The following is a 22784-nucleotide window of genomic DNA, read 5'->3' on the forward strand; positions in this document are numbered from 1 at the left end:
CTTAAGGCACTGAGGTTCTTGGTTATCATTTAATCATTTCGACCAATCGGTTTCGCAAGAACCGCACAGTCCCCAAATATGTGCCCTGCGTGCTGAATACTTTAGATTTTATCAAATTGGCACAGCCGTTGTCGAAGATTGGCCCTCTGAACGTGGATTCTGGGCTATCAACGGGGATGCCTGACACAAGCTTGTTGAAACTCGGTAGGGTGACAAGAATCCCCTGATTCAGGTTCTCATCAATAGATAAATCAAGATTCTTCTGAACACATGTTCTATTCAATCTTGAACTAAGAGTAACGGGTATTGATTTCGACCGTCTTCTAATCGTTCTATGTAGAGCACTTGAAGAAACAGCTTTCAGATTACTCAATGCTGGGTGATTGTGTCCCGCAAGTATCAAATCGGCACTAAGCACCTCTGGGGACGGCCACGCATGACCGTGGATTAATCCTACTGATGAATCGCCCTCCCATATCAACTTCCCTTTGCTTCCATGTAATGCAACATCTCTAGGCATGAGAGCTTCTAAATCCCCATCGTGATTGCCTAGTACAACAGCGACTTCAGTCTTCTCAGTCAAGCCCTCCATGAACTTCGGTATTCTCTGCCAATTAAAAGATACGTCCGCACCGAGAGAATGCTTGACATCACCAATGAGATAGAGTTCCGTTACGTTGTATTTCTCTATCAAGGTGTGTATCTCTTCTAACATTAACTCATCTTGGGGTGGGAACTCTGCTCCTGTCGACTCGGATAGTTTAATGTGCCAGCCAAGGTGAAGGTCCGCAATTACGAGATAGCAATTCTCATCCCCCGTTAGAACCACTGCCTTTCCATCAATTGTATTTTTCATTATCAATCTATGTTTCCTATAACAATTTTAACATCATCATATGTAGAACTAGTTGAGTCACATGCCACTTAGTGCCTATGAAACAAAGCGCCTCTCTCAGAAAGTGTTGGAACAACACGATATCGAGTATTTCAAGCAGAAATATGGCAAACGTTTCATAAGAGCCCTGAGAGCAGTTGAAGAAGGCCGTGTTCATAAATACCTCTTCAATGAGGGTGAAGCCGTTCGATGGATTGTAGAAGGCAGTGAAGGAGATTACTTGGTGTTCCCCGATACATTTTGCACGTGTACGGATTTCTATCAATCTGTTGTGATAGATCGTGCTGTTGACATGTGTTATCATCTGTTGGCACAGAGAATTGCTGAGCTACGTGGTGAATACACGACCATAACTGGCACCGAGGTCGAAAGAAGAAAGTTCAGTAATATATGGAGAGGATCGGGTTGATCGGTCTCCACGAATGTTGGATATTCGTCTTCCCAAAATGTATGCCCTGTTGAGAAAGCCTTAAAACTTTCACTAGATTTTGCACGCTGTCTGAGTAAGACGGCAGGTATCGGAATATGTCATATTTTAGAACGGATTCGCGGATAGTTTTAGCATTGGTAGCTGTACTACTTGTGTCAACAGCGCTACAGACTCCGGCAAAAGCTCAGACGGAGAACCTAGACCCTGTTGTCGTTATGTATGATGAGAGTCATTTACAACAGTTTTCTGCCAATGATGAGGAAGACGGAATCAAGCTGATGTTGGACTTGGTAAATGATTCGAGCAGATACATTGTAAGAATCAACGAGGAACAACCACTCAATTCGACCACACTTAGTGGTGTTGATATTCTAATACTCGCCGACCCGGATAATTCTGAGCCTTTTGAGAACGAGGAGATTTCAGGAATATCTGATCTGCTTTCCAATGGTAGTTCACTTCTTGCTCTGGGTGATCCGAAGATTGCGCAGAATTCTACCTACTGGAGTGAAACACCATTCAGAGACTTAGGTGAAAACAATGCATTGAACGAATTGTTCTCTTCCATAAATATGACCGGCGTCAGATTTAGTGTTAACGAAACCGAGTCAGGTGTTATACGCCCCGATTCGCTTTTCGATTATGAACATGCGTTGAACGAAACATTTCCCCAAGTGGTTGAGCTGGATGCTACAACATGGGATACGCAACACCCTATTTTCAACGACATCAATCGTCTGGTTACAATGACTGCAACTTTGAAACCAATAGATGCACCAAGTGCTATAGCAACTGGCTATGAGACATCATTTGCACAGTACCGAAAGGGCCCGAACACCTTTGGAAATATCACATTTCCAAATATGACCCTCTCCGAATACGAGGAAAAGCCGCTATCCTATTCTGCCATCAACGGAACCTTTCCACCGTGGCTATCTGCCTTTCAATTCAACGATAGCCGAGTTGTGGTTGGTGGATCAACAATAATGTTCTCTGGGAGAGTGCTTGATTTGCCTGAAAGCGATGACAGGTCAAACGAACAATGGTTCTATCAAGCAGATAACTCACGCCTTTTCATGAATATACTGAACTGGCTTTCAGAGGATTTCGTTAGTGCTCCGGGAGCAATGTATCCTCTTCTTGTAATTTCTTCGGTGATATTGTTGATTGGAGTAGCATTCTACGTCTTCAAGAAGGTCCGGTAAGGTCGTTTACGGCCAATCTGGACTCCTCACTCCAGATTGTACAATGATTTGTTCAACAGTATGCCGCAAACGTCCGATATTCTTCCCCTCCTTGGCTGAAATAGGCACGATAATTGGTTCCCGGCTCGGCATATATTCAAGTAATCTTCTCCTTAGATAATCCAGTTCAGCCCCCCTTTCCCTCTTCTTGAGTTTGTCCATTTTGTTTGCAACGACAATTACGTTAGATGCTATCTCAGAGAGGAATGTGTAGAATTCAACATCAATGGGTATTTCCCCTCTGGAACTCCAACGCTCATACAATTCTCTAAATAACGATATGTCAATAATCAATACCGCAAGAAGGATGTCTTCGCCCCATTCTTCCAGCTTCCTTATAATCGATGTCTTGGTTTGTTCGATTCTCTTCTTGCTTCTCCCTGCCATGAAGCCAAAACCTGGGATATCTACCATCAACACGGAACCCATATCTATCTTGATTTCCTTTCTCGTGCTACCTGGCTTCTTTCCAACTGTTACATCTCTACCAGTCAAATGTCTTATTACACTGCTTTTTCCAACGTTGCTTCTACCTGCAAACACAACGAGCGGTTTCATATTAATCCCAAAATTGACGAGTTCTTGCGTATTGCCTTTCAGCTTTGGATATCTCTCTGAGTAAGGATATTCTATCTTTTGTGTTGGGCCCTAATATTCTGGCTGCAGTAGTTGGACCAATTCCCCTGCCCGCAAGCGTAAATAGAGCCTTCTTTCCATAACTGGCTACCAGGCTGGAAGTGAGATTCGCCTTTTCTAGGACCTTCTTGTCCTTTTCTGTCAGTTCTTCGCCACGATGCGCTTTTTCCAAGGTCTTCTCCAATCTAGTAGATGCTGCTCTTTCAGTTGCAATCATCTTTGAACCACAAGCGGGGCATCTTATATTCGATTCCAGTGTCGAAATAGTTCTTACCGTATGCCATACACAATTGGTACAGACCAGCTTCACCCTTTGGGATTCTAGACGTCCCTGCATCACGTTCAAGATTTCTCGCTCTTCTGTGACCTCGCCAATAACTTCAAATCGAGTACGAGTCTCAACAATAAGATTAGCAAGACAAGATGGCTGTTGCCTATCCACACATAGAATCTCAATCTTCCCATGTTGAACCTGTTGGAAGATGCTGGCTGCCTTTTCTTCGTTTAGTTTATCCTCCAGAACTTCTGCTACCGCAGTAGCGAATACTGGTGAATTCTCGAAGCTCTCCATGAGACGATTTACTGGGAGCGAGATAACTTGAGCATCGCGTTGAATGACGCCCATTCTTCTAGCAACATGAATGAATCTGGATTCAAGTGTTCGTGTTTTCTTAAGTGCCATTCTCAAAATAGCAGACACTTGCTCTGGTGTGTATTCTTGGAATGAATCATAGACTAATTGCCCATCGAGAGTTTCGTCAGAGGTTAGCAGTATCCTGTACGGATCACTTTCAGCCGCAATATCGGCTCCCACTCTTGTTCCGATTAGTGCGGAGAGAATTGTCGAAAGAGTATCATTCGTTTTGGTACCGAAAGGAGTGTGGAGGACAAGCCCACCTGGGAAAGTCTCTACAATGAGTAGATTAGGCTTGGGGAGCATACCAAGCTCATTGACTGCTTGTTGAATCGTCTCAGTGACATACTCCACAGCATTTCTTTCAAGTCCATACGAAGATGTAAGCCAGTTACTGGATTTCTTCTTGCCCCTCCGAATTATGTCATTCATCACCTGGGACACCTCGGATGCTACATTGTATGGCACAGGAATATTTTCGCCAATCCAATGTGGAGCTTCTGATTGTCTTCCTCCCGCCGGGGCACAGATGATTTCCTCGTCTTCAACGGCTATTATTTCCCATGGCTTACCTCGAATCACAAAAACATGACCCGGCTCAAGACTACTAACATAGTCCTCATCCAATACTCCAACGGGTGCCCTTGTTGCAGCATCAACAACTACAGACTGTTGAACATCTGGTATTGTTGAGAGATGTGTATAGTAGAAAGTAAGCACTTTCCAGCCGCGAGATAGGATTTCGTCATGAAGGCGAATATACCTTCTTCTTTCCATGAAATGGAGTAACTCTACTAGTTGATTCTTGTCTACGTCCTCGAATGCATAGGAACGCGTTACGATATTGAGTAGGTTTTCTATGGAAATCTCTTCTTTGTCAAGCAATATCCCACATATTTGGTGGCATAATACATCCCACGCATGACTTGGAACCTGTGCTTCTTCTACTCTGTTCAGTCTAGCGCGTCTGAGTATTACTCCTGCCTCCAATACATCGTCGATATTTACAGTAGCAAGGATTATTCCCTTTGCGATGCCCTTCAGGGTATGCCCCGATCTCCCTATTCGCTGCAACCCTCTGGATACCTGCCGAGGGCTAGAGTATTGTACCACCAAATCTGCTTCTCCTATGTCAATTCCAAGTTCTAGACTCGATGTTGCTATGATGCCCTTGGAGATCCCATCCTTCAATTTCTGTTCTGCTTCTACTCTTGCTCCCTTTGCTAGAGAGCCGTGATGGACATCAAATTCAAAACCTGGTTCAAGCATTCTCATTTTGGAACCGAGAACCTCTGTGAATGACCTCGTATTGGTGAAAACTAGAGTCGAATTGTGGCTATCAATAAGATCTATTATTCGCCGAAGACGTGCCATCGAATGAGATGGGTAGTATATTTTTCTTCCAAGTTTACGATCCTCCGATGTGGGGGTTGGCATTTCAACCTTCAAATCCATTCTTCTAGCGTTATAGCCCGCCCAGATTATCTTTGATTTCCCATCACGGGTCTCTAGCAAATCAGCAACTTCTTCCGGGTTTCCTACTGTGGCTGATAACCCAATCCGCTGTACTTCTGATTCAGTGAGAGCATCTAACCTTTCAAGACCCAAGCTCAGTTGAACTCCTCGTTTTGTACCTGCGAGCTCATGAACTTCATCAATAACGACAGCGAAAACTGTCTTCAAATGATACCTCAGTCGTTTTCCAGGAAGGATTGCTTGCAGTGTCTCTGGAGTCGTTATTAACAGATTAGGTGGTTTGATTGCTTGTTTTCTTCTTTGGTACTGTGTGGTGTCACCATGCCTCACATCAACAGTAATTCCGAGATCCTCGCAGAGATGCTGGATTCGATGAAATACATCCCTATTTAACGCTCGAAGAGGGGTAATGTATAGAACATAGAATCCGAATAAATCCTGCTTCAAGCTTTTTGTGTACAGAATATTCAATAAAGGTAAAAGCGCGGCTTCTGTTTTTCCGCTTCCTGTTGGTGATAATAGAAGGGCGTTCTCTCCATCGAGAATAGTCGGTATGGCTTCACCTTGAATTGGCGTTGGCTCTCTTATCCCCTGATCGTATAACCGCTGAGTGAGCTCTCCCGATAGAGAGTCGAAGGTGTTCATGGGGAAGGCTTCCGAGATTCCAAATCGCGCAGTTTGTTTATTAGAATGCGTATATCAGTTGAAAATGTGACATCAGCTGTTTCTTTCTTCGCTAATAGGAACTCTCGGGCTTCAGAAAGTGTCTTCGTTTCTCGAATTGCCCTCTCTACCAACTCTCTAATCTCGCGCAAATGCGAGATATATGGTCCGGCCAGCTCAAAAGATTCTTGGAGCATTTCTCTATGGGTCAAAATCAGACTCTCTCAGAGTCTACTCTTCTTGCTCCTCTCCATATACTGAATAAGCTAGAATAATCAGTAATGCAGCTATGGCCATGGCGTTTATGATAATTCCTACAATCTCGGTTTGCATGATACTCAAGTTGCCTCCTTGAATTTTACTTATAATCGTTCTCAATAGCCATCTATTAAAACTACATGAAATCTACTAGGGAGATTCATTCATAGTATTGGTCGATGAACTCACCATAGATGTCTACTGCCTCGGTCAGTGGGTTTACCTCGTCGATTTTCATTTCCAAACCACAGGAACCACACTTGACACTTGCTATATGTTCATCCTTGAATACATCAATTTTGATGGCAGTCTTTCCGCAGGCTGGACACGGATATACCGTGGGAAGTCTTCTTCTTGAGCGGCTACTGGATCTTCTACCCATACTATTCACCCCTAATTCTCTTAGAACTGGACAAGATAGGCTCTGAGAGAAATCGAGCATGTTGAGCCGCAAAATTGAGAATTTAAGGATTTTGTTAAGGGGTTTCATTTCCAAAGCTCTGTCTGATGAAAGCTTTAATATCGGACTGTCTGGTGCATCTCTGTGATGAACGATTTATCGCCGAATGAACAATGTGTACTCGAAATACTAGAGCATGAAGGGCCGTTAAGTACTGCGGAACTCATCAAAACATCTCGTTCTAGCGAGTACTCCCATCTTTGTTCTGGTTGTGCAGGTGGAGACGCAATTCTTACCGCCGCCAAGAGCCTCCTTCATAGTGGTTCTATCACGCGGAATCTTGACAAAGATGGTTACCGCTGGGATATGAAGGTTGAATGATGTGAATGACTGACAAGGAATGGAAAGAGGTTAGGAATGAATTTCCAGTTCTAAATCGGAAGATCAACGGCCGTGGGATTGTTTACCTAGATAGCGCCTGCATGGCTTTGAAACCCAGAATCGTCATAGACACTATGAACGAATACTATGAACGATTTCCCGCTTGTGGGGGGCGCAGTGTTCACAAACTTGCTGAGGAAGTTTCCAATGCCTTCTCTCAAGCTAGAGAAGACTTTGCTCGTTTCATAGGTGCATCCCGTCCCGAGGAATGTATCTGGACTAGAAACGCTACAGAATCCATGAATATGGTGGCTCGCGCACTTCGCATTCCACGTGGTTCTAAAATTGTGACTACTAGTCTGGAACACCATAGTGGTTCCCTTCCCTTTGTCGAACGAGCCAAAAGAGATAATCTTGAAGTTGAGGTTGTCAAACCTAATAACGACGGTATCTTCGACATTGAAGACTGGAAGAGTGCTATCGACTCGAGAACCAGAATAGTCTCTATCGTACACTCATCAAATGTTACTGGGACAATAGCACCCATCAAAGAAATCGTCGAAATCGCTCACGATTGTGAAGCACTTGTACTTTCTGATGATGCTCAGTATGCTCCACATCATCCACTTGATGTTAGGAAGAACGGTGTTGATTTCTCAGCAATTTCTGTTCACAAAATGTGTGGTCCAACGGGAATGGGTGTACTTTATGGTAGATATGAACTACTAGAAGAGATGAACATGTTTCTTCATGGCGGTGATACGGTACGCGATGTACGTTTTGACGATGAGAAAATAGAACCTGAATATTTGCCCCCTCCCGAGAAATTTGAGGCTGGTTTACAGAATTATGCTGGAGCTATTGGTGCAGCAGCTGCAGCGAATTATCTGGATTCAATAGGAATGGACCGGATTGAGAGACACGAAAAAGCACTTCTCGATGTTCTTCTATCCGAACTTGGGTCCATGGAACATGTACGTATTGTCGGTCCAAAGTCCGTAGACAAAAGAACCGGACTCGTTACTTTCAGCATAGATACTGTTGGCTCCGCTCATGATGTGGCAACATACCTTAGCTCTGAGCGAAATGTATTCATTCGCTCGGGTGCTCACTGTGCGAATCCTTTCCATTACCAAATTGGGATTCCACCAGAGAAAGGCACCAACAGGGCAAGTGTCTATCTTTACAATAACAAGGAAGATGTCAAGACTCTATTGAATGGCATTGCTGATTTCATTGAAATTACCTCCTAACTCAAAAGACCCGAGATGCTTCTCTTCAACCGCTTAATCTCGTCTACTGGATCTGCGAAATCTAGGTTAGAAGCGGATAGATTAATGGAATCTCTGTATTTTTTGACTCTTCCTTGTACCACAACATACTTTCCAAGAATCTTGTCTGAATGTTTATCCAATGGTTCTGTTTGATTTCCTGACTCGGATATCATCTTATTTGCTTCTGCAGCAGTCAGACCAAGCAACTTCTCCCCGGTTTGACCGAAGAGGGTTGTTCTGATTGATCCCGAACCATCATCAATGGTGATATTAAAAAGCATTCTAGGTTCTGGTTCTTTTATCTCTCCACATACCCTGCAACTGTAGTTTCCATCTTGTTCCTGTACTTTCTTGTTACACTCAGGACATGCCAAATAGATGGGACTTGTTTGCCCGATTGAGACTATTATTCCACAGACCTCAACATACTTTCGTTCGTCGTCTTCGTCAATATCATCAATGATTACTCTACCTGCACGGACAGGTCCAGTGGTCGTTATTGTAGATGTGTCCAGCTGGTCGAGATTGGAATCTCCGGGATTCCGTTCTACTTCTGCTCTTTGTCCAAGATGAAATTCTACATCATCTCGGAAACCCTCCTTAACGTAACCGTGCTGCACCCGAATGATATCTCCTTCCTTCAGTTCTTCTAGCTGGTCTACACGTTCGTCCCAGATTGTTACACGGATATTGCCTGACTCATCAGCGACAACGAAATTCTGAACTTTGCCGTCCGTACCATTCTTTTTCTCAAAAGATTTCGGGGGCATTACTTGTACTACTTTTGCCTCTATGTCAACGTCCCACATACCCAATTCTAATTCGGAAATAGGTTTCTTACCTAAACTCTCTCTGATTTCTCCAAGCTCCTCTGATACTTCGATTTCCTTGTCTAATCCTCTTTCAATTTTCGAAGTTCTCCCTGCGTGTAATTCGATTTCACCATTTCTTCCCTCTCTTGTGTAGCCCCCTGTCACTCGAATTACCTCGCCCTCGGATACATCCTTCATTTTTTCCGCATTATCGTCCCAGAATACGACCCTAATGCTTCCCGTTCCATCGGCTCCCTTCAGGCTTATCACCTTACCCTCCTTTCCATCCGATTTTCTAGTAAAGGTTGTAAATCTGAAGACTCGGATAACTCGTACAGTTAGCGTAACGTCATAAACGCCATCCTTCAAATCCTCTACCTTGATTTGCTTTGCGTCTGGCACCTCTAAATCAAACTCTTCCATTTCGTACTCGTCAAGTGGAACTATTCTTCCCATTCGCCCGATATTCAATTCCAAAGAATCTCCCAAACCTCTTTTGACATAGCCCCCCCTAATCTGAACCACGTCATTTACATTGATTTTTCTCTCCGAGACAATCTTCGTTTGTTCATCCCATAGAACAACTCTCAACCTTCCTGTATCATCTCCTACTGTGATACTTGTTACTCTTCCTTTGGTACCATCATTTCGATCAAAAGTTCTGACTGTCCCCACGCTCACAACCTTCGCTGTCAAGTTTACATTCCTGTTTCCCTCTGCTATATCCTCAATCTTCAATCGCGTCTTTGGGGATACTTGACGGAGGTCAATACCAAGATCTCTTGCCACAATCATAGCTGCAGATTCTTCGTTTACTATTTCAGCACCTAGTTCCTGCCTTTTTTCTTTAATCAAGTCAATTATGTCTTTTCGTTCATATTCTGGAAGGTGTTTCAGTATGAGTTCGATTATCTCTTCAAGTGAATGCAATTCTTACCACTAACCGTATTATGATTCTGGGCGATTCCCTAATCATCATTCAGGGGGGTAGGCTATAAAGTGATATGCTCGCCGCTACAGAGTAATCTATTATCCTTCGATGGTATGTCCATTACTCTGAAGCTTGGGATTGAATCATGATAACCAAAACAGAAAAAGCCAAAACACGCTATATCAGTCAAGAAAGACCGCCTTCCCCAAATACACGAAATCGAGAATTTCGTTGCAGGAAAAAAATACTAGAGGGATTTCGCAGAGGTTTGTGATAGCAGATGGACCATGCTGAACCTGAACTACCCGAACATACAATCTACTATGATGACTATTTTGAATCACTAAAACAACGCATTCAACAAATCTACGATATTGCTGACGAAGCTCGGGAACTCGGTTACGATCCCAAACCCTTTGTGGAAATACCTCCTGCACATGATGTAGCAGCTCGAGTGGAAGCTACCCTTGGTGGCCCAAAAGGAGTTGAGCATCGTATTCGTGAGCTCCAAGAAGAAATGTCTCGGGAAGAAGTAGCCTTTACCGTTGCAGGTGAAATTGCTACTGGGGATTTGGGCAATATTGAAGATTCTGAGAAAGCCGCGGATAAAGCTGTCCGAGTTGGTTTAGCTATTCTAACGGAGAGCATCACTGCTGCACCATTAGAGGGTATTGCCAAAGTGAGGATTGGAGGATCTGATCCTGAACGGTACCTAGCATTGTATCTGGCTGGTCCAATTCGTGCCGCAGGTGGAACCGAAGCTGCTATGACAGTCTTGGTTGCAGATTATGTTCGTCAGAAACTAGGCCTTCCCCCGTTCCGTGCATCTAATGATGAAATCGAACGTGCAGTTGAAGAGGTGGAGCTGTACTCGAAATCAGTTCATTTGCAGTATCCCGTTCATTCGGATTTGGTTCGATTCGCCGCCTCTAAGCTCCCAATTATGCTGACCGGTGAACCAACTGAATCATTTGAGGTGTCCGGCACTAGAGATCTTAAACGAATAGAAACAAATCGCGTTAGAGGGGGTTCCGTTCTAGTACTGAACGATGGAGTGGTTGGAAGGGCTTCTAAGCTGGCAAAGATAGTTAATAGCATGGAGATTGAAGGTTGGAACTGGCTAAATGAGCTCGCAGGAAGAATAAGAAAAGAGACCGAGGGAGAAGATGAAGAGACTAGCGAAAAACTATCCCCGAAATCTGACTACTTGGCCGACGTGATTGGTGGCCGTCCAGTATTCTCTCATCCCTCAAGAAAGGCTGGTTTTCGCTTGCGATATGGTCGTTCTAGAAACACAGGTCTTGCTGGTGTAGGCGCCCATCCCGCCACTATGTATCTCGTTGACTCATTCCTCGCACCTGGCACCCACATTCGAACTGAGAGACCTGGAAAAGGCTCCATTGTTACACCTGTCGATTCAATAGAAGGGCCTATAGTTCTTCTCAAAAATGGTACTGTTAAACAAATCGATAATGCAAATGAGGCACGTGAACTCCAGGATAACATTGAACGCATTCTCTATCTGGGGGATATAATGATTGCATTGGGAGAATTCCTTGAGAACAATCATCCACTTATTCCTCCTGGATATTGCGAAGAATGGTGGTCTCATGATTTAGAACAAGCTTGTTCCCAGCTAAGTGTCCACGAGCTGGAATCGAAGCTTGCTGAATGCAATATTAGCTTGGAACGTGTGAATGCTTTCATCGAATATCCCCTCTCTGAGTTTCCTACTGCTAGTGAAGCCTTGGTTCTTGCGAAGGTTCTTAGAATTCCCTTGCATCCGAGCTATACTTATCGCTGGTTAGCACTATTGCGAGATGAGTTTCAGACCATTCGTGAATGGCTTCTGAAGAACTATGAAATCAAGAAAGTCCGTGGGACTAACAGAATTGTCTTACCTTATGACTCTACTCAGAAAGAGATTCTTTGCAAGGCAGGAATCCCCCACACTCTTTCTTCCGACAGTTCGGTAATTCAGCTATCTGATGCACCCGAAACGATACTTTCTCAGTTTGGCGATATATCCAATAGTTGTAAAGGCGCTGACGCACTCGAGATGGTCAATTCAGCTTCAGACATATCTATTCGCGACAAGATTGGTTTCTCCATTGGGGCAAGAATGGGACGGCCGGAGAAAGCTGAAGAGCGGAAAATGCGTCCGCCGGTACACGTTCTTTTTCCTGTGGGTCGATCCCTATCAACTGAACGCGAAATTCAGAAAGTGGCTGAAGCCTCGAAGACCATTCAAACCTTGGACTCGTTTGAGAACACATCAAATATGAACGATGACTTGGGAAATTCTGGCATTCCCCTTGAGATGGTCACAAGGATCTGCACATCTTGTAACGCATCGGCCTTTGAGTCCCGACCCCCAGATTCGTACAAGGTGACGACTTTTGAATCCCGTTGCCCGGATTGCGGTTCTCATACAAAATTGGTTCAATGGTGTTCAGAAGAAGACTGTGGTCGTCTAGTCAAGGCCGAGGACGATCGAACAGCTCCTCAATGTTCTCTTCGACATAATTTCAACTCGGTCAAATCAACAAGGAAGTATTACGTTAACCTAGAACGCTTATTGGAACGTGTAAAATCAGAAATTGGCGAGTCTCAAACCCATGGTGTTAGAGGTGTTCTGGGTCTGACCAGCGAGTTGAAAATTCCTGAATATCTGGGTAAAGGGATTCTGCGGGCTAAGCACGAGGTTTATTGTTATCGAGATGGTACAGCACGGTTTGATGCCACGGACGCTCCCCTTACTCATTTCCGCCCATCCGAAATTGGAGTTTCTATAGGACGCCTCCGTGAATTAGGCTATACTTGCGATTATCAAGGGAATGCTTTGACATCCAGTAGCCAGATTGTAGAACTAAAAGTACAGGATTTGGTGGTCCCACGAAACTGCGCGGAGTATCTTCTGAGAGTGGGAGCTTTTGTAGATGATTGTTTGGAGAGAATATACAATCTAGAGCCCCATTATCAGTTCAGGAATACAGACGATTTGGTTGGGCAGCTTGTGATTGGACTTGCTCCCCACACTTCCTCTGGCATCATTGGAAGGATTATTGGCTTCACCGATGCTAGTCTGTGTTATGCCCATCCATACTGGCATGCGGCTAAAAGACGGAACTGTGATGGTGACGAGGACGCACTAATTCTCGTATTAGATGCACTTCTGAATTTCTCCAAATCATATCTGCCTGCAGGCCGAGGTGGTTTCATGGATGCCCCCCTTGTTCTCTCGGTGATTCTAGATCCCAGCGAGGTTGACGATGAAAGCCACAATATTGAAATCTGCAGTAGATATCCCGCTGCATTCTACGAAATGGCGGCACGAGGTAAACATCCGAAAAATGTTGAAGGGCTAGTCGACATTATCGCTTCAAGATTGGGCTCCTCAGCTCAATACGAAGGTTTCTCATTCACGCATGATACCTCTTCAATCGATGAAGGCCCACGAAACACACGCTACAAGACACTTGGTTCAATGGTTGAGAAGCTTCAGGCTCAACTTCGATTGGCTGACCTTATCGATGCTGTGGATGTTAAAGATGTTGCTGAAAGAGTCCTATCCCATCATTTCATACGCGATATAATGGGCAATCTCCGTGCTTTCTCAACACAGAAAATTCAATGCCTCAAATGTCGACGTGTTTATCGGCGCATTCCGCTATCTGGAGAATGTGAATGCGGGAATAATCTTTCTTTGACAGTTCGGCAGAAGAATATATCAAAATACTTGGATATCGCACAGAAGATGATTGAAAACCACGAGCTTGGTCTGTATCTTCAGCAGCGACTTAACCTGATTAGTAGTGCTATTGACTCACTATTCTTCTCTGAACAGACTACACTAACCGATTTTCTGGGATGATATGTTATTCAATTGTCAGCTTCAGCAAATCCCTATCTTCAATCATACCGATGAGGGCATTCTTTGCAGATAGCACGGGTGCTTGATCTATGTTGTTTCTCCTGAGCGTTCTTACACATTCAGCAACAGTTGTAACTTCACTCAATGAAATAATCTTCTTGGTCATGACCTCGCTCACAGGTACATGTGGTAATCTCAATAGCTTCTTGGTTACAACAAGGAAGTCTTTGGAAGTCCAACCCCATTCCACCCCGGTTTCGTTTCCGCTGTAAGTCTTCGATACATTGTCTTCTATAGCAACTTCTGAGAGTCGGATATAGTCACTGACAGAAATCAGTCCAGTCACTCCTCCACTCTCATTCATTGCGACGAGGGCGCTCTCTTGAGCCATTTCCATTATCATATAGGATAAAGGTAGTGGAGTTTCCTCCCAGATAGCTATAACTCTCTCATTGATATAATCGCCAATACTCTCATTTTGGTATTTCTCGCTGGGCTCAAGCACTGCTCCCAATATGTCGGGAACTGTAACTAAGCCTACTAGCTCATCACCTTCGACAACCGGCAATCTCCGGAAATTCTCCTCAACCATTATCTCTGCTGCTTCATGAATATCCGTATCCGGTGATACTGTGATTGGATCTCGCACCATGAGCATTGCAAGCTGATTCTCATCTGGTTTGCGGAGCAGATCACTTCTTGTTACTATGCCTACTAGTTGTTTCGTTCCCTTCTTGCAAACAGGAAAACCGTTAATCTCCTTCTCTGCCATAATTGTCAGTACATCTTCCCGAGTACCTGGTACAGAGACGTAAACTACATCTTTTTGCATGCAGTCTGATACCTTCATTGCTTCAAACCTACTCCGGTATTATTCATCAAAATCTGTTTAAGAGATCCCACAAATATTTCGTCTATTCTATTCCGTGTACCCCTTTGTGAGAATATGAATAGACACTTCTGCAAACATAAAAGGTTGTCGAAATGCTTCTACCAGGGCTTATCCTTCAACCCGAGGATATAGCCGGTGATATTGGTTATCCAGTGAATGCCCAATGTCATCATTATGAGAATTGAAACATACTCCCGTCCTGGCCATATGAGTGGCGAAGAAAACAACAATGCCATGATTATGAATCCGAGCTGATCGAGTACAGGTGCAGGATTACCACTACGAACATCGGCCCGTCTCTTTACAAATGAACCAATCATATCTCCCGTAAGCGCTCCTGTTGATTGTAGAAATGAAATTGGTATTGTCAAATGGAAAATTGAAAGCATTTCTGGAGTTACAGAAACATACTGGGTGACTTCAGCTACCAAAAAAGGTGCAACAATGGATTGAGCTGTTCCCACAAGTGTCCCGAATAACACGCCTGTGATAAATCCCCGTATTGTCTTTCCGTTTCCTAGGATTCTCTTTCCATCGATGAAATTTTTCCCTAGGTCTATGGGTAGCCCGCCGCCAAGAATAACCGGTATAGCATTTGCTATCCAAGCTGGCAGACCAAGCCAAATGGAGAGGCCTATCAGGGTCAATATTTCATACATGTTTGCATCCGTGTCCTCTACTATTATTTTTCTATTTCTTTGCTGTGAACCTTGAGCCCTTGGTCAGTTAGATATAATCTTCGCGTAGTTGGTTTATTATCATTCTTCTGATATTCGATTATCCGTTCCCTAGGTTTATTCCCGATACCCATTCTAAAGGTTCGATCAGCCCAGTATTCCATTATATTCTTCGCAACCGGCTCAAAATCAGTATCAGTATTGAAACTGCCTCTCGCTTGATTCAATATGAGCAAAGCGATATCGTGCTGTTTGATGATTCCTTTCAGTATGCCTGTTTGCGTGTTTAGCTGACGATGAGCAGCGTAGTTTTGCCTTTTATTGCTCAACACGCTTCGATATAACTTGGTCATAGTGTCTACTACGACAAGCTTGGTACCCTCTCTTGCATATGATTCAAGGTCAATAACCATCTCTCCTTGTTGCTGAAAACTCACTGGTGACACTAACGTTACTCTCTCTTTTAGTTTCTCGAATTGCCGATTGGCTATCTGTTCCAATCTTGGAATTGGAGATGTTGACTCCGAATTGATGTACAAACTGAAGATGCCGATTCTGTAAGCGGATTGCACAAACTGCAATGCGAGCGTTGTCTTGCCTGCGGCGGCCTCTCCATAGATATGAGTAAGTTCACCGGTATGTAACCCTCCTTCCAGTAGTGTATCAATTAGGCGATTCCCCGACGGAAGAATCAATAATGAGTTCACCAATCTGAGGACTAATTAATTTGCTACATAAAGCTACTCTTAGATATGATAAAGACAGAAGGTACTACCAAATGGAGAAATTTCAGGTTGCCGTAGCAACGAGGAATCCCAAGACGCTATATCTGAGTGTCCAGTTACTTGAGGAGCTAGGCTTATCTTTTGTTATCTGTCCACCGAATGACATTCGTTGTGCATCGGCAGAAGTTGTAATTACCGATACCGATGATCCTCCTTGTACTTTCAATCCTGGACGTCAGGTTGTTGTTTCCGGGTGTTTTGATAGCGATATTGCTGCAATTGAGATAATGATGAATCTATTTGAAATTGATGCGCCTCAGTCTCTAGCTATTGGTGTCGACCCCGGCTTGAGATTCGGATTAGCCCTTGTAGCTGATGGTACTGCTGTCTACGCAAAAACCCTTTGTTCCCCGGCCGAGGCGGCGAAGAATACTGAGTACTGGGTTTCTGAACTCGCCTCACATACTGAATTTCCTCATCCAATAGTGAGAGTCGGAACTGGTTCTCAATTATATGCTGCTCTATATCTTCGAGAATTGTCTTTCTCAGAGAATACTACTGTTGAAATGGTTGACGAAAGTCATACAACACTATCCGGTGCTTCCGATGAGTCGTCCGCTGTTCTAATTGCCTCACGTCGTGGTAGAGATTGTTTACAATCAGACTCCCATCTTGAGCCTAAACGAGGGTACATTCGTTCCTTGAAACATCTAGTTAGAAGTCTTAGTCAAGGAAGGGTCAATCTTACGGTAAGCCAAGCTCGTGCGGTTCTACTCGGTAGGGCAAGACTTTCACCATTTTTGGAGTAGAGGCGTTTATTGAAAGAACGCCTGCACTTCCTCTTCTACCAAATTGGGATTATCTGGGAGTGTATGAGTGACTTCGATTAGCCAATTTGGCATGAATCTCTTCAGATAGCCGGTTGCGAATCGCTGATCTAGAAATACTATTACTCCTTTATCATCAAGCTTTCTTACTGGCCTTCCAGCTGCCTGTATTGCCCTAGTCATAGCTGGTAAAACATAGGCATAATCTCGGCCTTTACCGTCAAATCGCTTGTCATAATAGTTGATGAGAGATTCGATTCTAGGGGTGGGTCTAGCATAAGGTACCCCTACAACCACAACGCTTTCCATGGTGGAGCCCGGGAAATTCCCCCCCTCCGAATTGCGCCCCCCTTGCACTCCAAGCAATACTGCCCCCCCGTTTTCAGCTCTCTTTTTGAAATCTTCCACTAGTCTGTCATTCTCGGATCCTCTAAGACCCCGCTTTTCAATGAACATTTTTTTCTCGATTTTTTTCTCCAGCCCCGCTGACATCAGCTCTCTAATCAGTCCATAACTGGTTGTGAAGATGCCTATGTTCGTGGGCGTAGCACGTACGATGGCAGCGCAGTGTGCTACTATTCTTTCAAACATTTTGTTTGTTCTTGACCGGTATGAAGTCTCTACGCCTTTAACAACTATTCCTTTTCTGTTCTCCTTAGCGAAGGGATTGTAATAAGTCAGATTCTTGGAATGCGAACCAAACCCAAGCATTTCTGAATATGCATCAATAGGTGAAAGAGTTCCAGATATAGCTACAGAACTCCCCACTAATCGCAGAATGGGGGACGTAACAGCTGTAGGGTCTAATGCAACAAGCTCCAGTGAAATTTTTCTGCTCTTGCTCCTAGTTATCTCAGATTCCATTAAGAATGCGTAGTCATCGTGCTTAATGTATTTCAGCCAGTTCATCATGAATGTTGCTACTCTGTGGATAGTTGATCGTGGGAATTTCCCTGCCTTGAGCAAACCTCTTCGGATATTATTCCCCATGTCTTCCATATGCATGAGAATCTGTTCTCTCTCTCCCAAACCGGATTTTTCTATAGCTGTTTCATAAATTGCTTCAGGGTTGACACTTATCTCATCATAGTCCTTCATCCCTGTTGACAAATCCAGAATGGTTCCTGCCAAGCCTTTACAGAACTTCTTGCTCTTCTTGTCATTGTAAGTTGAGGCTTCTCTAATTGCCTGTCTAACGATTCCAACTGTTAGTGAATCGCTTGCCGAATCGAGTGCAGTACTTGGAACATTGTGTGCCTCATCCTGTATCAATACCATTTTCGACATTGGTTTTTCTAGTTCGGGAAAAAAAGCTTCTCGAACAAATGGGCTGAAAACATACAGATATGAGAGTGATATTACATCAACTACCTTTGCAAGTCGTTTTGCCAATTCATAGGGACAGAGGTCATGTTTGGCCGCGAACTTCACAATCTCTGGAGCTTTCAGTACGGAAGAAGGCATTCTCTCAAGCAGTGCCCTTGTTCCCCCGCTTTCTTTTAGATTCTCGTAATAAGCACACCTTTTGCTAGCTTTAAGCTGCCCACATACATCCCCTAAGGATGAAACATAATCTGTATTTTCTAAGACAAAAGGGTTCACGCACATATGGCTTCGCCCTCTAAATGACACTCCGCTTACCGTTTCCCTTGCTTCTATCTCCTTGAGTTCTTCCATCACTCGATCCAATTGCCGATGAGTGCGAGCACAATACAGAATGGTTCCATCATTCTCCTTCACCCACGGCAGTGTACCTGCCAATGTAACTGCTGTTTTTCCAAACCCGTTTGGAGCTTCCACACAGATATTCTTGCCCTTTCTTACTCCCTCCTCAATGCGATTCATCATCTCGCTTTGTCCTGATCTTTGTTGTTTGTAGGGGAAGAAATCATTTGAAGCGAATTCAGTTTTCATTGGCTTATCATACTAGTGCAACTTCATTGCCCTGATAATGCTGTTGTTGTCCGACCCGTCAATGATTTAATAGGTATCTTCTATGGGAAACAACGTGGATTGCATGGACGCTAAGAATATCAATGATTTCGACGTTGAGACAAAGACAGGATCACTTAGAGTGCGGGTAATGTATCTCGAAAACGGGCTTATTATCTTACTTTCCGATTCAAGTGAGTTCAGATTGGGAAATACTGCTGTCAGTATACCTGAAGGAAGAGGTAGAAATGAGCCAGCGTCCACAACCCTCTTTTCGAAAGCCATGGATTCAACATTGGCAAGAACACTGGCGGAACGTATTTCTAGCTGGACGGAAAAATCTTGTATATTGGTCGTTTCCGTGAAGGATTTCGATAGAGCTTCTACCATGGGCGTTATGAGGGCGCTGAAACAACATCTCCAGCAAGAATAGCATCAACAACATCCTTGATCCAGCGCCCCGTTTCCTCATTTTCACGCAATTCTTGCAAATACTCTTCATAGGGAATGTCAAGAGCCTGTTTCCAACGCTCATATCCTCTCTCAATGTTCTTCTTTGCCATCCAATGGTATTCACAAAGATCGCTCCTTTCCGATAACTCGCGCCCACAGATTGTACAGCTACTCATTTCTCCCCCTCCTCTCTTCTGTTTTTCAGATTCTTCAATTCTTCTTGTCTTCCTGGACAATCGGCCCAATTAACACAGGTCTTCCAGGGGCGTCTACCTGAGTGCACCCGTATCATCTGATGTCCACAATGTGGGCATTTCTCATCTAAGGGTTGAATCTCTCCTTTTTGCGGTAGCGGATAGGTTTGGTCGCATCCGGTCTCTTTGTAGTTTGAACACCCCACAAATCGCTTCCCGGTTTTCTTTGAGCGTACTATGACTAGATTGCCATTGCCACATTTTGGGCAGGGTCCTAATTCCCTTTTATTCTTCCAATATCTTCTCAGTCCATGAACCAGAGCATTTCCTATCTCTTCTTCTCGTTCTTTGAAGGTCTTCAATAGCTTTGAAAGCGAGTTTTTGGTGTTTCTCAGCACCTCTTCGAGATTCCGCTCCCCATCCTGTATTCCGTTCATTTTGTCCTCAAGCTCTCTTGTCATCTCAACAGAGAGAATCTCTGGAACATAGTGATTCAGGGTTTCGTAGATAGCATAGCCAAGCTTTGACAGTTCGAATCGATCTCCGGTCGTATACCCCCTTGCCTTCAATGAATCTACTATTCCGGCTCGGGTCGCCTTTGTTCCCAGTCCAACTTTTTCTAATTTCTTCACCATACTTGATGGATTGTATCTGGGGGATGATGAGGTATATCTTTCATCAACATCGACCGCTGTGATGTCTATGGTGCTTCCTACTTCAAAGGCTGGTATCGCTTTCTCTTCTTGTGAAGCGTATTCGCCATAGTATATCATCCAACCTGCATCGATGGTTCTAATTCCTCTCGCGTGTAGTACATGCTTCTTGCAATGAATATCTGCTCGTATACTCTCTCTTACAGCGTTCTTTCCGAATACGGAAAAGAAACGCCGAACCACGAGATCGTAGATTTTCGCTTCACTAGCTGGAAGTGCTTTTTCTGGTTTTTTTCCCGTAGGGTGAATAGCTGGATGTGCGGGGTCCTCCTTTTTTCCTTCTCTAGGTGTAAGCTTATTGTTTCTCAAAACCTTTTGTGCTAACGTGTTATACTTTTTCTGTTCTTTGAGTTGTTCAAGGATTTCCTTAGTGTCGATGCTTTCAGGTAATTTCTGACTGCTTGTTCGAGGATATGAAATCAGTGCACGAAGATAGAGCGATTGTGCGATGGCCAAAGTCCGGCTTGGTTTAAACCCGAAGTGCCTATATGCCTCTGATTGAAGTCCGCTGAGATTGAAAGGAACTGGAGGTTTTCTCTCAAATGTTCTTCGCTTAATGTCATCTACCTTACCTTCGTTATTGAGTAATTCTCTCCTGATTTCACTCGCATGCAGCTTCTGTCCAATTCTATTCTTGGAGTATTCTAGTTCAAACTCATCTCCACCGAATTTTCCCTTTGGAAGTATTACCCAAAAAGGCTCTGGAACAAAGAGATTCACTTCTCTATCTCTATCTGCCGCAAAAGACAATGTGGGTCCTTGAACTCTTCCAGTACTAACGATTTTGAACCATCCAGCTACTTCTTTGATTGCGAGGGTCAATGCTCGAGTAAGATTGATTCCATAAAGCCAATCAATTTCATGTCTGGCGATACCTGCATCTATCATGGAGAAATCAAGGTGTTCGGATGGGTTTTCATACGCACGGCGCAATTCCTTTTCTGTGAGCGTAGAGAAACGCATTCGCTGAGCCTTTTGCGGATCCGCCCGACAGGCATACTTGAGTACATGATATCCTATTAGGTTCCCCTCAATATCTAAATCGGTAGCGATTATGAAATTCTGTGATCCCTCTGCTACTTCCTGAATTAGTTCAATCAACCCCTTGCTTCTCTTGTCTTTCTTCTCTACCTCATACTTGGGAACCCACTCTGTTTCAAGTCTAGGATATGTCCATCCCTTTTTTGCCTGCTTGAGCTCATATAGATGTCCTAATGCATAGACAACACATACCTTTTGCCCCTCACGCTCAAATTCAAAGTAGGAAGCTTTTCCCTTCTTCTTCTCCGTGAAAACTCCATCCTTCGCAAGAGCTTTGGATATGCGTCTTGCTGCTTGAGGCTTCTCAGCTATTATTGTCGTTCTTTTCAGAGTAAGACCTCTACTAATTTTAGTTAACTAGTGTTTTTCTTAGTTCGAGCTTAAATATCGAACGATGAAACCGATGGTACGGTTTTGTATCCCACGATACTCTTAAAAGAGGACCCTGAAAGCAATCGATTTGAGGTAACACTGTTGAAGCCTTGGTGGCCAAAATTCATTGTCAAACCGAGATTAAGACTTGGCAGGCCGCGGTTTGGGATGCCTAGTCGACCTCCTGACATCGTAGTCTTTGGTATAATGTTCCTAGGTGTTCTTTTCGTTCTTGGAGGGAACATTTACACACTTGTGAAGACTCCTCCATCTATTGCTGGTGGTTCAAATAATCAGCCAATCTTGGTTGCACCAGGCACTAATCAACAGCTAGGTATGGAAGGTATTGTAGCATCTGTTGTTGTACTGATGGGTACGGTTGGATTAGGTCTCATATATTATGCATCAAAGTATGTTTTCAATCCTGGATATGCAACCCGGCTGCTGGTACTTGGAAGCATTCTAGCAGGCCTCGCTTTCCTGATATTTGCCTATCTATACGGAGTCAAAACCGGCCAGTTCTAGAGGGTGCTCTTCAAGAGAGTAGCCTCTCAATATTACGGTTTTTAATTGAGTAGCATATACTCCATATTGCTCTGTTGCTGTAGGTTAGTAATCAGCTGCTTTGCAATGGTCAATTTAGCTTGTTTCACTGCGTCTGCTGCGAAATGCTGATGTTTGTCTGGTTTAGACCATCTACCGACAAGGCTTCCGAAATCCATTCCAGCTAGGATGATTCTTCGGGGGCTATAGTGTGACACAAGAAAACATGCCCTGTCCCCATCGGTGAATCCACCCCAGAGAAATACTCTACTTGTTGGCTTAACCTGTGTACTACCCAACACCGGGAGTACTTCTGGAACATAAGCTTCCAACGTAGGTATATTATCACCGTGTGCATGGACTATCGCCAAGGCCCCTTCTTGTATCATCTCACCTATATCGTTTCTATCGCCATCGAGATCAGTGACAATAATATCACAAGTCTTTCGAATTTCAAGAAATGCAGAAGCAGCCCCATCTGCAGCGACAAAAACGGCTTGAGACATC

At 43.9% G+C, this 22784-nt stretch carries 21 protein-coding genes; 8 read left to right on the forward strand and 13 right to left on the reverse strand.

The window, feature by feature from the left end; translation table 11 throughout:
* Positions 1-25 precede the first annotated feature (25 nt).
* Positions 26-856: a hypothetical protein gene (locus GF309_03895; protein MBD3157909.1), complete on the reverse strand. Its 831-nt coding sequence runs from the start codon at positions 854-856 to the stop codon at positions 26-28.
* A 52-nt stretch (positions 857-908) separates the two neighbouring features.
* Between GF309_03895 and GF309_03900 the strand changes: the two genes are divergently transcribed.
* Together GF309_03900 and GF309_03905 are read left to right on the forward strand one after the other, a co-directional pair.
* A complete protein-coding gene (locus tag GF309_03900) occupies positions 909-1304 on the forward strand; it encodes a hypothetical protein (GenBank protein ID MBD3157910.1) in 396 nt (131 codons plus the stop codon).
* 116 nt (positions 1305-1420) lie between these two features.
* Positions 1421-2530 (forward strand): hypothetical protein, encoded by a 1110-nt coding sequence (locus GF309_03905; GenBank protein ID MBD3157911.1) that lies wholly within the window; start codon positions 1421-1423, stop codon positions 2528-2530.
* A 6-nt stretch (positions 2531-2536) separates the two neighbouring features.
* On the opposite strand, the gene engB is transcribed toward GF309_03905, so the two are convergent.
* The 4 genes from engB to GF309_03925 form a co-directional block, all read right to left on the reverse strand.
* The gene (gene engB, locus GF309_03910) at positions 2537-3127 is read right to left on the reverse strand and encodes a GTP-binding protein EngB (GenBank protein ID MBD3157912.1); all 591 of its coding nucleotides are present in this window, start codon (positions 3125-3127) and stop codon (positions 2537-2539) included.
* A 1-nt stretch (position 3128) separates the two neighbouring features.
* A complete protein-coding gene (locus GF309_03915) occupies positions 3129-5960 on the reverse strand; it encodes a DEAD/DEAH box helicase (GenBank protein ID MBD3157913.1) in 2832 nt (943 codons plus the stop codon).
* Positions 5957-6190, reverse strand: a complete 234-nt coding sequence (locus tag GF309_03920) for a hypothetical protein (GenBank protein MBD3157914.1) — start codon at positions 6188-6190, stop codon at positions 5957-5959. Before GF309_03920 ends, GF309_03915 begins: the two co-directional genes overlap by 4 nt.
* Positions 6191-6396: 206 nt before the next feature.
* Positions 6397-6726, reverse strand: coding sequence for a hypothetical protein (locus GF309_03925; GenBank protein ID MBD3157915.1), 330 nt, complete (start codon positions 6724-6726; stop codon positions 6397-6399).
* A gap of 57 nt (positions 6727-6783) precedes the next feature.
* Between GF309_03925 and GF309_03930 the strand changes: the two genes are divergently transcribed.
* Together GF309_03930 and GF309_03935 are read left to right on the forward strand one after the other, a co-directional pair.
* Positions 6784-7017, forward strand: a complete 234-nt coding sequence (locus GF309_03930; GenBank protein ID MBD3157916.1) for a hypothetical protein — start codon at positions 6784-6786, stop codon at positions 7015-7017.
* Positions 7018-7022: 5 nt separating this feature from the next.
* A complete protein-coding gene (locus GF309_03935) occupies positions 7023-8270 on the forward strand; it encodes an aminotransferase class V-fold PLP-dependent enzyme (protein ID MBD3157917.1) in 1248 nt (415 codons plus the stop codon).
* Here the strand turns inward: GF309_03935 and GF309_03940 are convergent.
* Complete coding sequence (locus tag GF309_03940) at positions 8267-10033, reverse strand: DUF3127 domain-containing protein (GenBank protein MBD3157918.1); 1767 nt, start codon at positions 10031-10033, stop codon at positions 8267-8269. The two genes, GF309_03935 and GF309_03940, sit on opposite strands and share 4 nt — an antisense overlap.
* 281 nt (positions 10034-10314) lie before the next feature.
* Here GF309_03940 and GF309_03945 point away from each other — a divergent pair, with 281 nt between their 5' ends.
* On the forward strand, positions 10315-13908 hold the full coding sequence (locus GF309_03945; GenBank protein MBD3157919.1) for a DNA polymerase II large subunit: 3594 nt from the start codon (positions 10315-10317) through the stop codon (positions 13906-13908).
* A gap of 4 nt (positions 13909-13912) precedes the next feature.
* Here the strand turns inward: GF309_03945 and GF309_03950 are convergent, their stop codons facing one another.
* From GF309_03950 to GF309_03960, 3 genes are all read right to left on the reverse strand, one after another.
* Positions 13913-14758 (reverse strand): CBS domain-containing protein, encoded by an 846-nt coding sequence (locus GF309_03950; GenBank protein MBD3157920.1) that lies wholly within the window; start codon positions 14756-14758, stop codon positions 13913-13915.
* A 140-nt stretch (positions 14759-14898) separates the two neighbouring features.
* Positions 14899-15450, reverse strand: coding sequence for a CDP-2,3-bis-(O-geranylgeranyl)-sn-glycerol synthase (locus tag GF309_03955; GenBank protein MBD3157921.1), 552 nt, complete (start codon positions 15448-15450; stop codon positions 14899-14901).
* Between the two features lie 32 nt (positions 15451-15482).
* Positions 15483-16187, reverse strand: a complete 705-nt coding sequence (locus tag GF309_03960; protein MBD3157922.1) for a hypothetical protein — start codon at positions 16185-16187, stop codon at positions 15483-15485.
* A gap of 68 nt (positions 16188-16255) precedes the next feature.
* On the opposite strand from GF309_03960, the gene GF309_03965 reads away from it, so the two are divergent.
* The gene (locus GF309_03965; protein ID MBD3157923.1) at positions 16256-17011 is read left to right on the forward strand and encodes a hypothetical protein; all 756 of its coding nucleotides are present in this window, start codon (positions 16256-16258) and stop codon (positions 17009-17011) included.
* 6 nt (positions 17012-17017) lie between these two features.
* On the opposite strand, the gene GF309_03970 is transcribed toward GF309_03965, so the two are convergent.
* Complete coding sequence (locus GF309_03970) at positions 17018-18943, reverse strand: DNA repair helicase (GenBank protein MBD3157924.1); 1926 nt, start codon at positions 18941-18943, stop codon at positions 17018-17020.
* 103 nt (positions 18944-19046) lie between these two features.
* Between GF309_03970 and GF309_03975 the strand changes: the two genes are divergently transcribed.
* On the forward strand, positions 19047-19394 hold the full coding sequence (locus tag GF309_03975; protein ID MBD3157925.1) for a hypothetical protein: 348 nt from the start codon (positions 19047-19049) through the stop codon (positions 19392-19394).
* Here GF309_03975 and GF309_03980 read toward each other — a convergent pair.
* Both GF309_03980 and topA read right to left on the reverse strand, forming a co-directional pair.
* Positions 19357-19590 (reverse strand): hypothetical protein, encoded by a 234-nt coding sequence (locus tag GF309_03980; GenBank protein ID MBD3157926.1) that lies wholly within the window; start codon positions 19588-19590, stop codon positions 19357-19359. The genes GF309_03975 and GF309_03980 overlap by 38 nt on opposite strands.
* On the reverse strand, positions 19587-21422 hold the full coding sequence (topA, locus tag GF309_03985; GenBank protein MBD3157927.1) for a DNA topoisomerase I: 1836 nt from the start codon (positions 21420-21422) through the stop codon (positions 19587-19589). Before topA ends, GF309_03980 begins: the two co-directional genes overlap by 4 nt.
* Positions 21423-21776: 354 nt before the next feature.
* On the opposite strand from topA, the gene GF309_03990 reads away from it, so the two are divergent.
* A complete protein-coding gene (locus GF309_03990) occupies positions 21777-22259 on the forward strand; it encodes a hypothetical protein (protein MBD3157928.1) in 483 nt (160 codons plus the stop codon).
* 41 nt (positions 22260-22300) lie between these two features.
* Here the strand turns inward: GF309_03990 and GF309_03995 are convergent, their stop codons facing one another.
* A complete protein-coding gene (locus GF309_03995) occupies positions 22301-22783 on the reverse strand; it encodes a DUF115 domain-containing protein (protein ID MBD3157929.1) in 483 nt (160 codons plus the stop codon).
* Position 22784: the final 1 nt, after the last annotated feature.

Source organism: Candidatus Lokiarchaeota archaeon (genome assembly GCA_014730275.1).
Classification (GTDB): Archaea; Asgardarchaeota; Thorarchaeia; order Thorarchaeales; family Thorarchaeaceae; genus WJIL01.

Coding starts and splice junctions, on each gene's coding strand:
- GF309_03915 (MBD3157913.1), bottom strand. CDS start 5,960: ATGAACACCTTCGACTCTCTATCGGGAGAGCTCACTCAGCGGTTATAC.
- GF309_03975 (MBD3157925.1), top strand. CDS start 19,047: ATGGACGCTAAGAATATCAATGATTTCGACGTTGAGACAAAGACAGGA.
- GF309_03895 (MBD3157909.1), bottom strand. CDS start 856: ATGAAAAATACAATTGATGGAAAGGCAGTGGTTCTAACGGGGGATGAG.
- GF309_03980 (MBD3157926.1), bottom strand. CDS start 19,590: ATGAGTAGCTGTACAATCTGTGGGCGCGAGTTATCGGAAAGGAGCGAT.
- GF309_03925 (MBD3157915.1), bottom strand. CDS start 6,726: ATGAAACCCCTTAACAAAATCCTTAAATTCTCAATTTTGCGGCTCAAC.
- engB (MBD3157912.1), bottom strand. CDS start 3,127: ATGAAACCGCTCGTTGTGTTTGCAGGTAGAAGCAACGTTGGAAAAAGC.
- GF309_03905 (MBD3157911.1), top strand. CDS start 1,421: ATGTCATATTTTAGAACGGATTCGCGGATAGTTTTAGCATTGGTAGCT.
- GF309_03970 (MBD3157924.1), bottom strand. CDS start 18,943: ATGAAAACTGAATTCGCTTCAAATGATTTCTTCCCCTACAAACAACAA.
- GF309_03945 (MBD3157919.1), top strand. CDS start 10,315: ATGGACCATGCTGAACCTGAACTACCCGAACATACAATCTACTATGAT.
- GF309_03950 (MBD3157920.1), bottom strand. CDS start 14,758: ATGAAGGTATCAGACTGCATGCAAAAAGATGTAGTTTACGTCTCTGTA.
- GF309_03935 (MBD3157917.1), top strand. CDS start 7,023: ATGACTGACAAGGAATGGAAAGAGGTTAGGAATGAATTTCCAGTTCTA.
- GF309_03930 (MBD3157916.1), top strand. CDS start 6,784: ATGAACGATTTATCGCCGAATGAACAATGTGTACTCGAAATACTAGAG.
- GF309_03965 (MBD3157923.1), top strand. CDS start 16,256: ATGGAGAAATTTCAGGTTGCCGTAGCAACGAGGAATCCCAAGACGCTA.
- GF309_03995 (MBD3157929.1), bottom strand. CDS start 22,783: ATGTCTCAAGCCGTTTTTGTCGCTGCAGATGGGGCTGCTTCTGCATTT.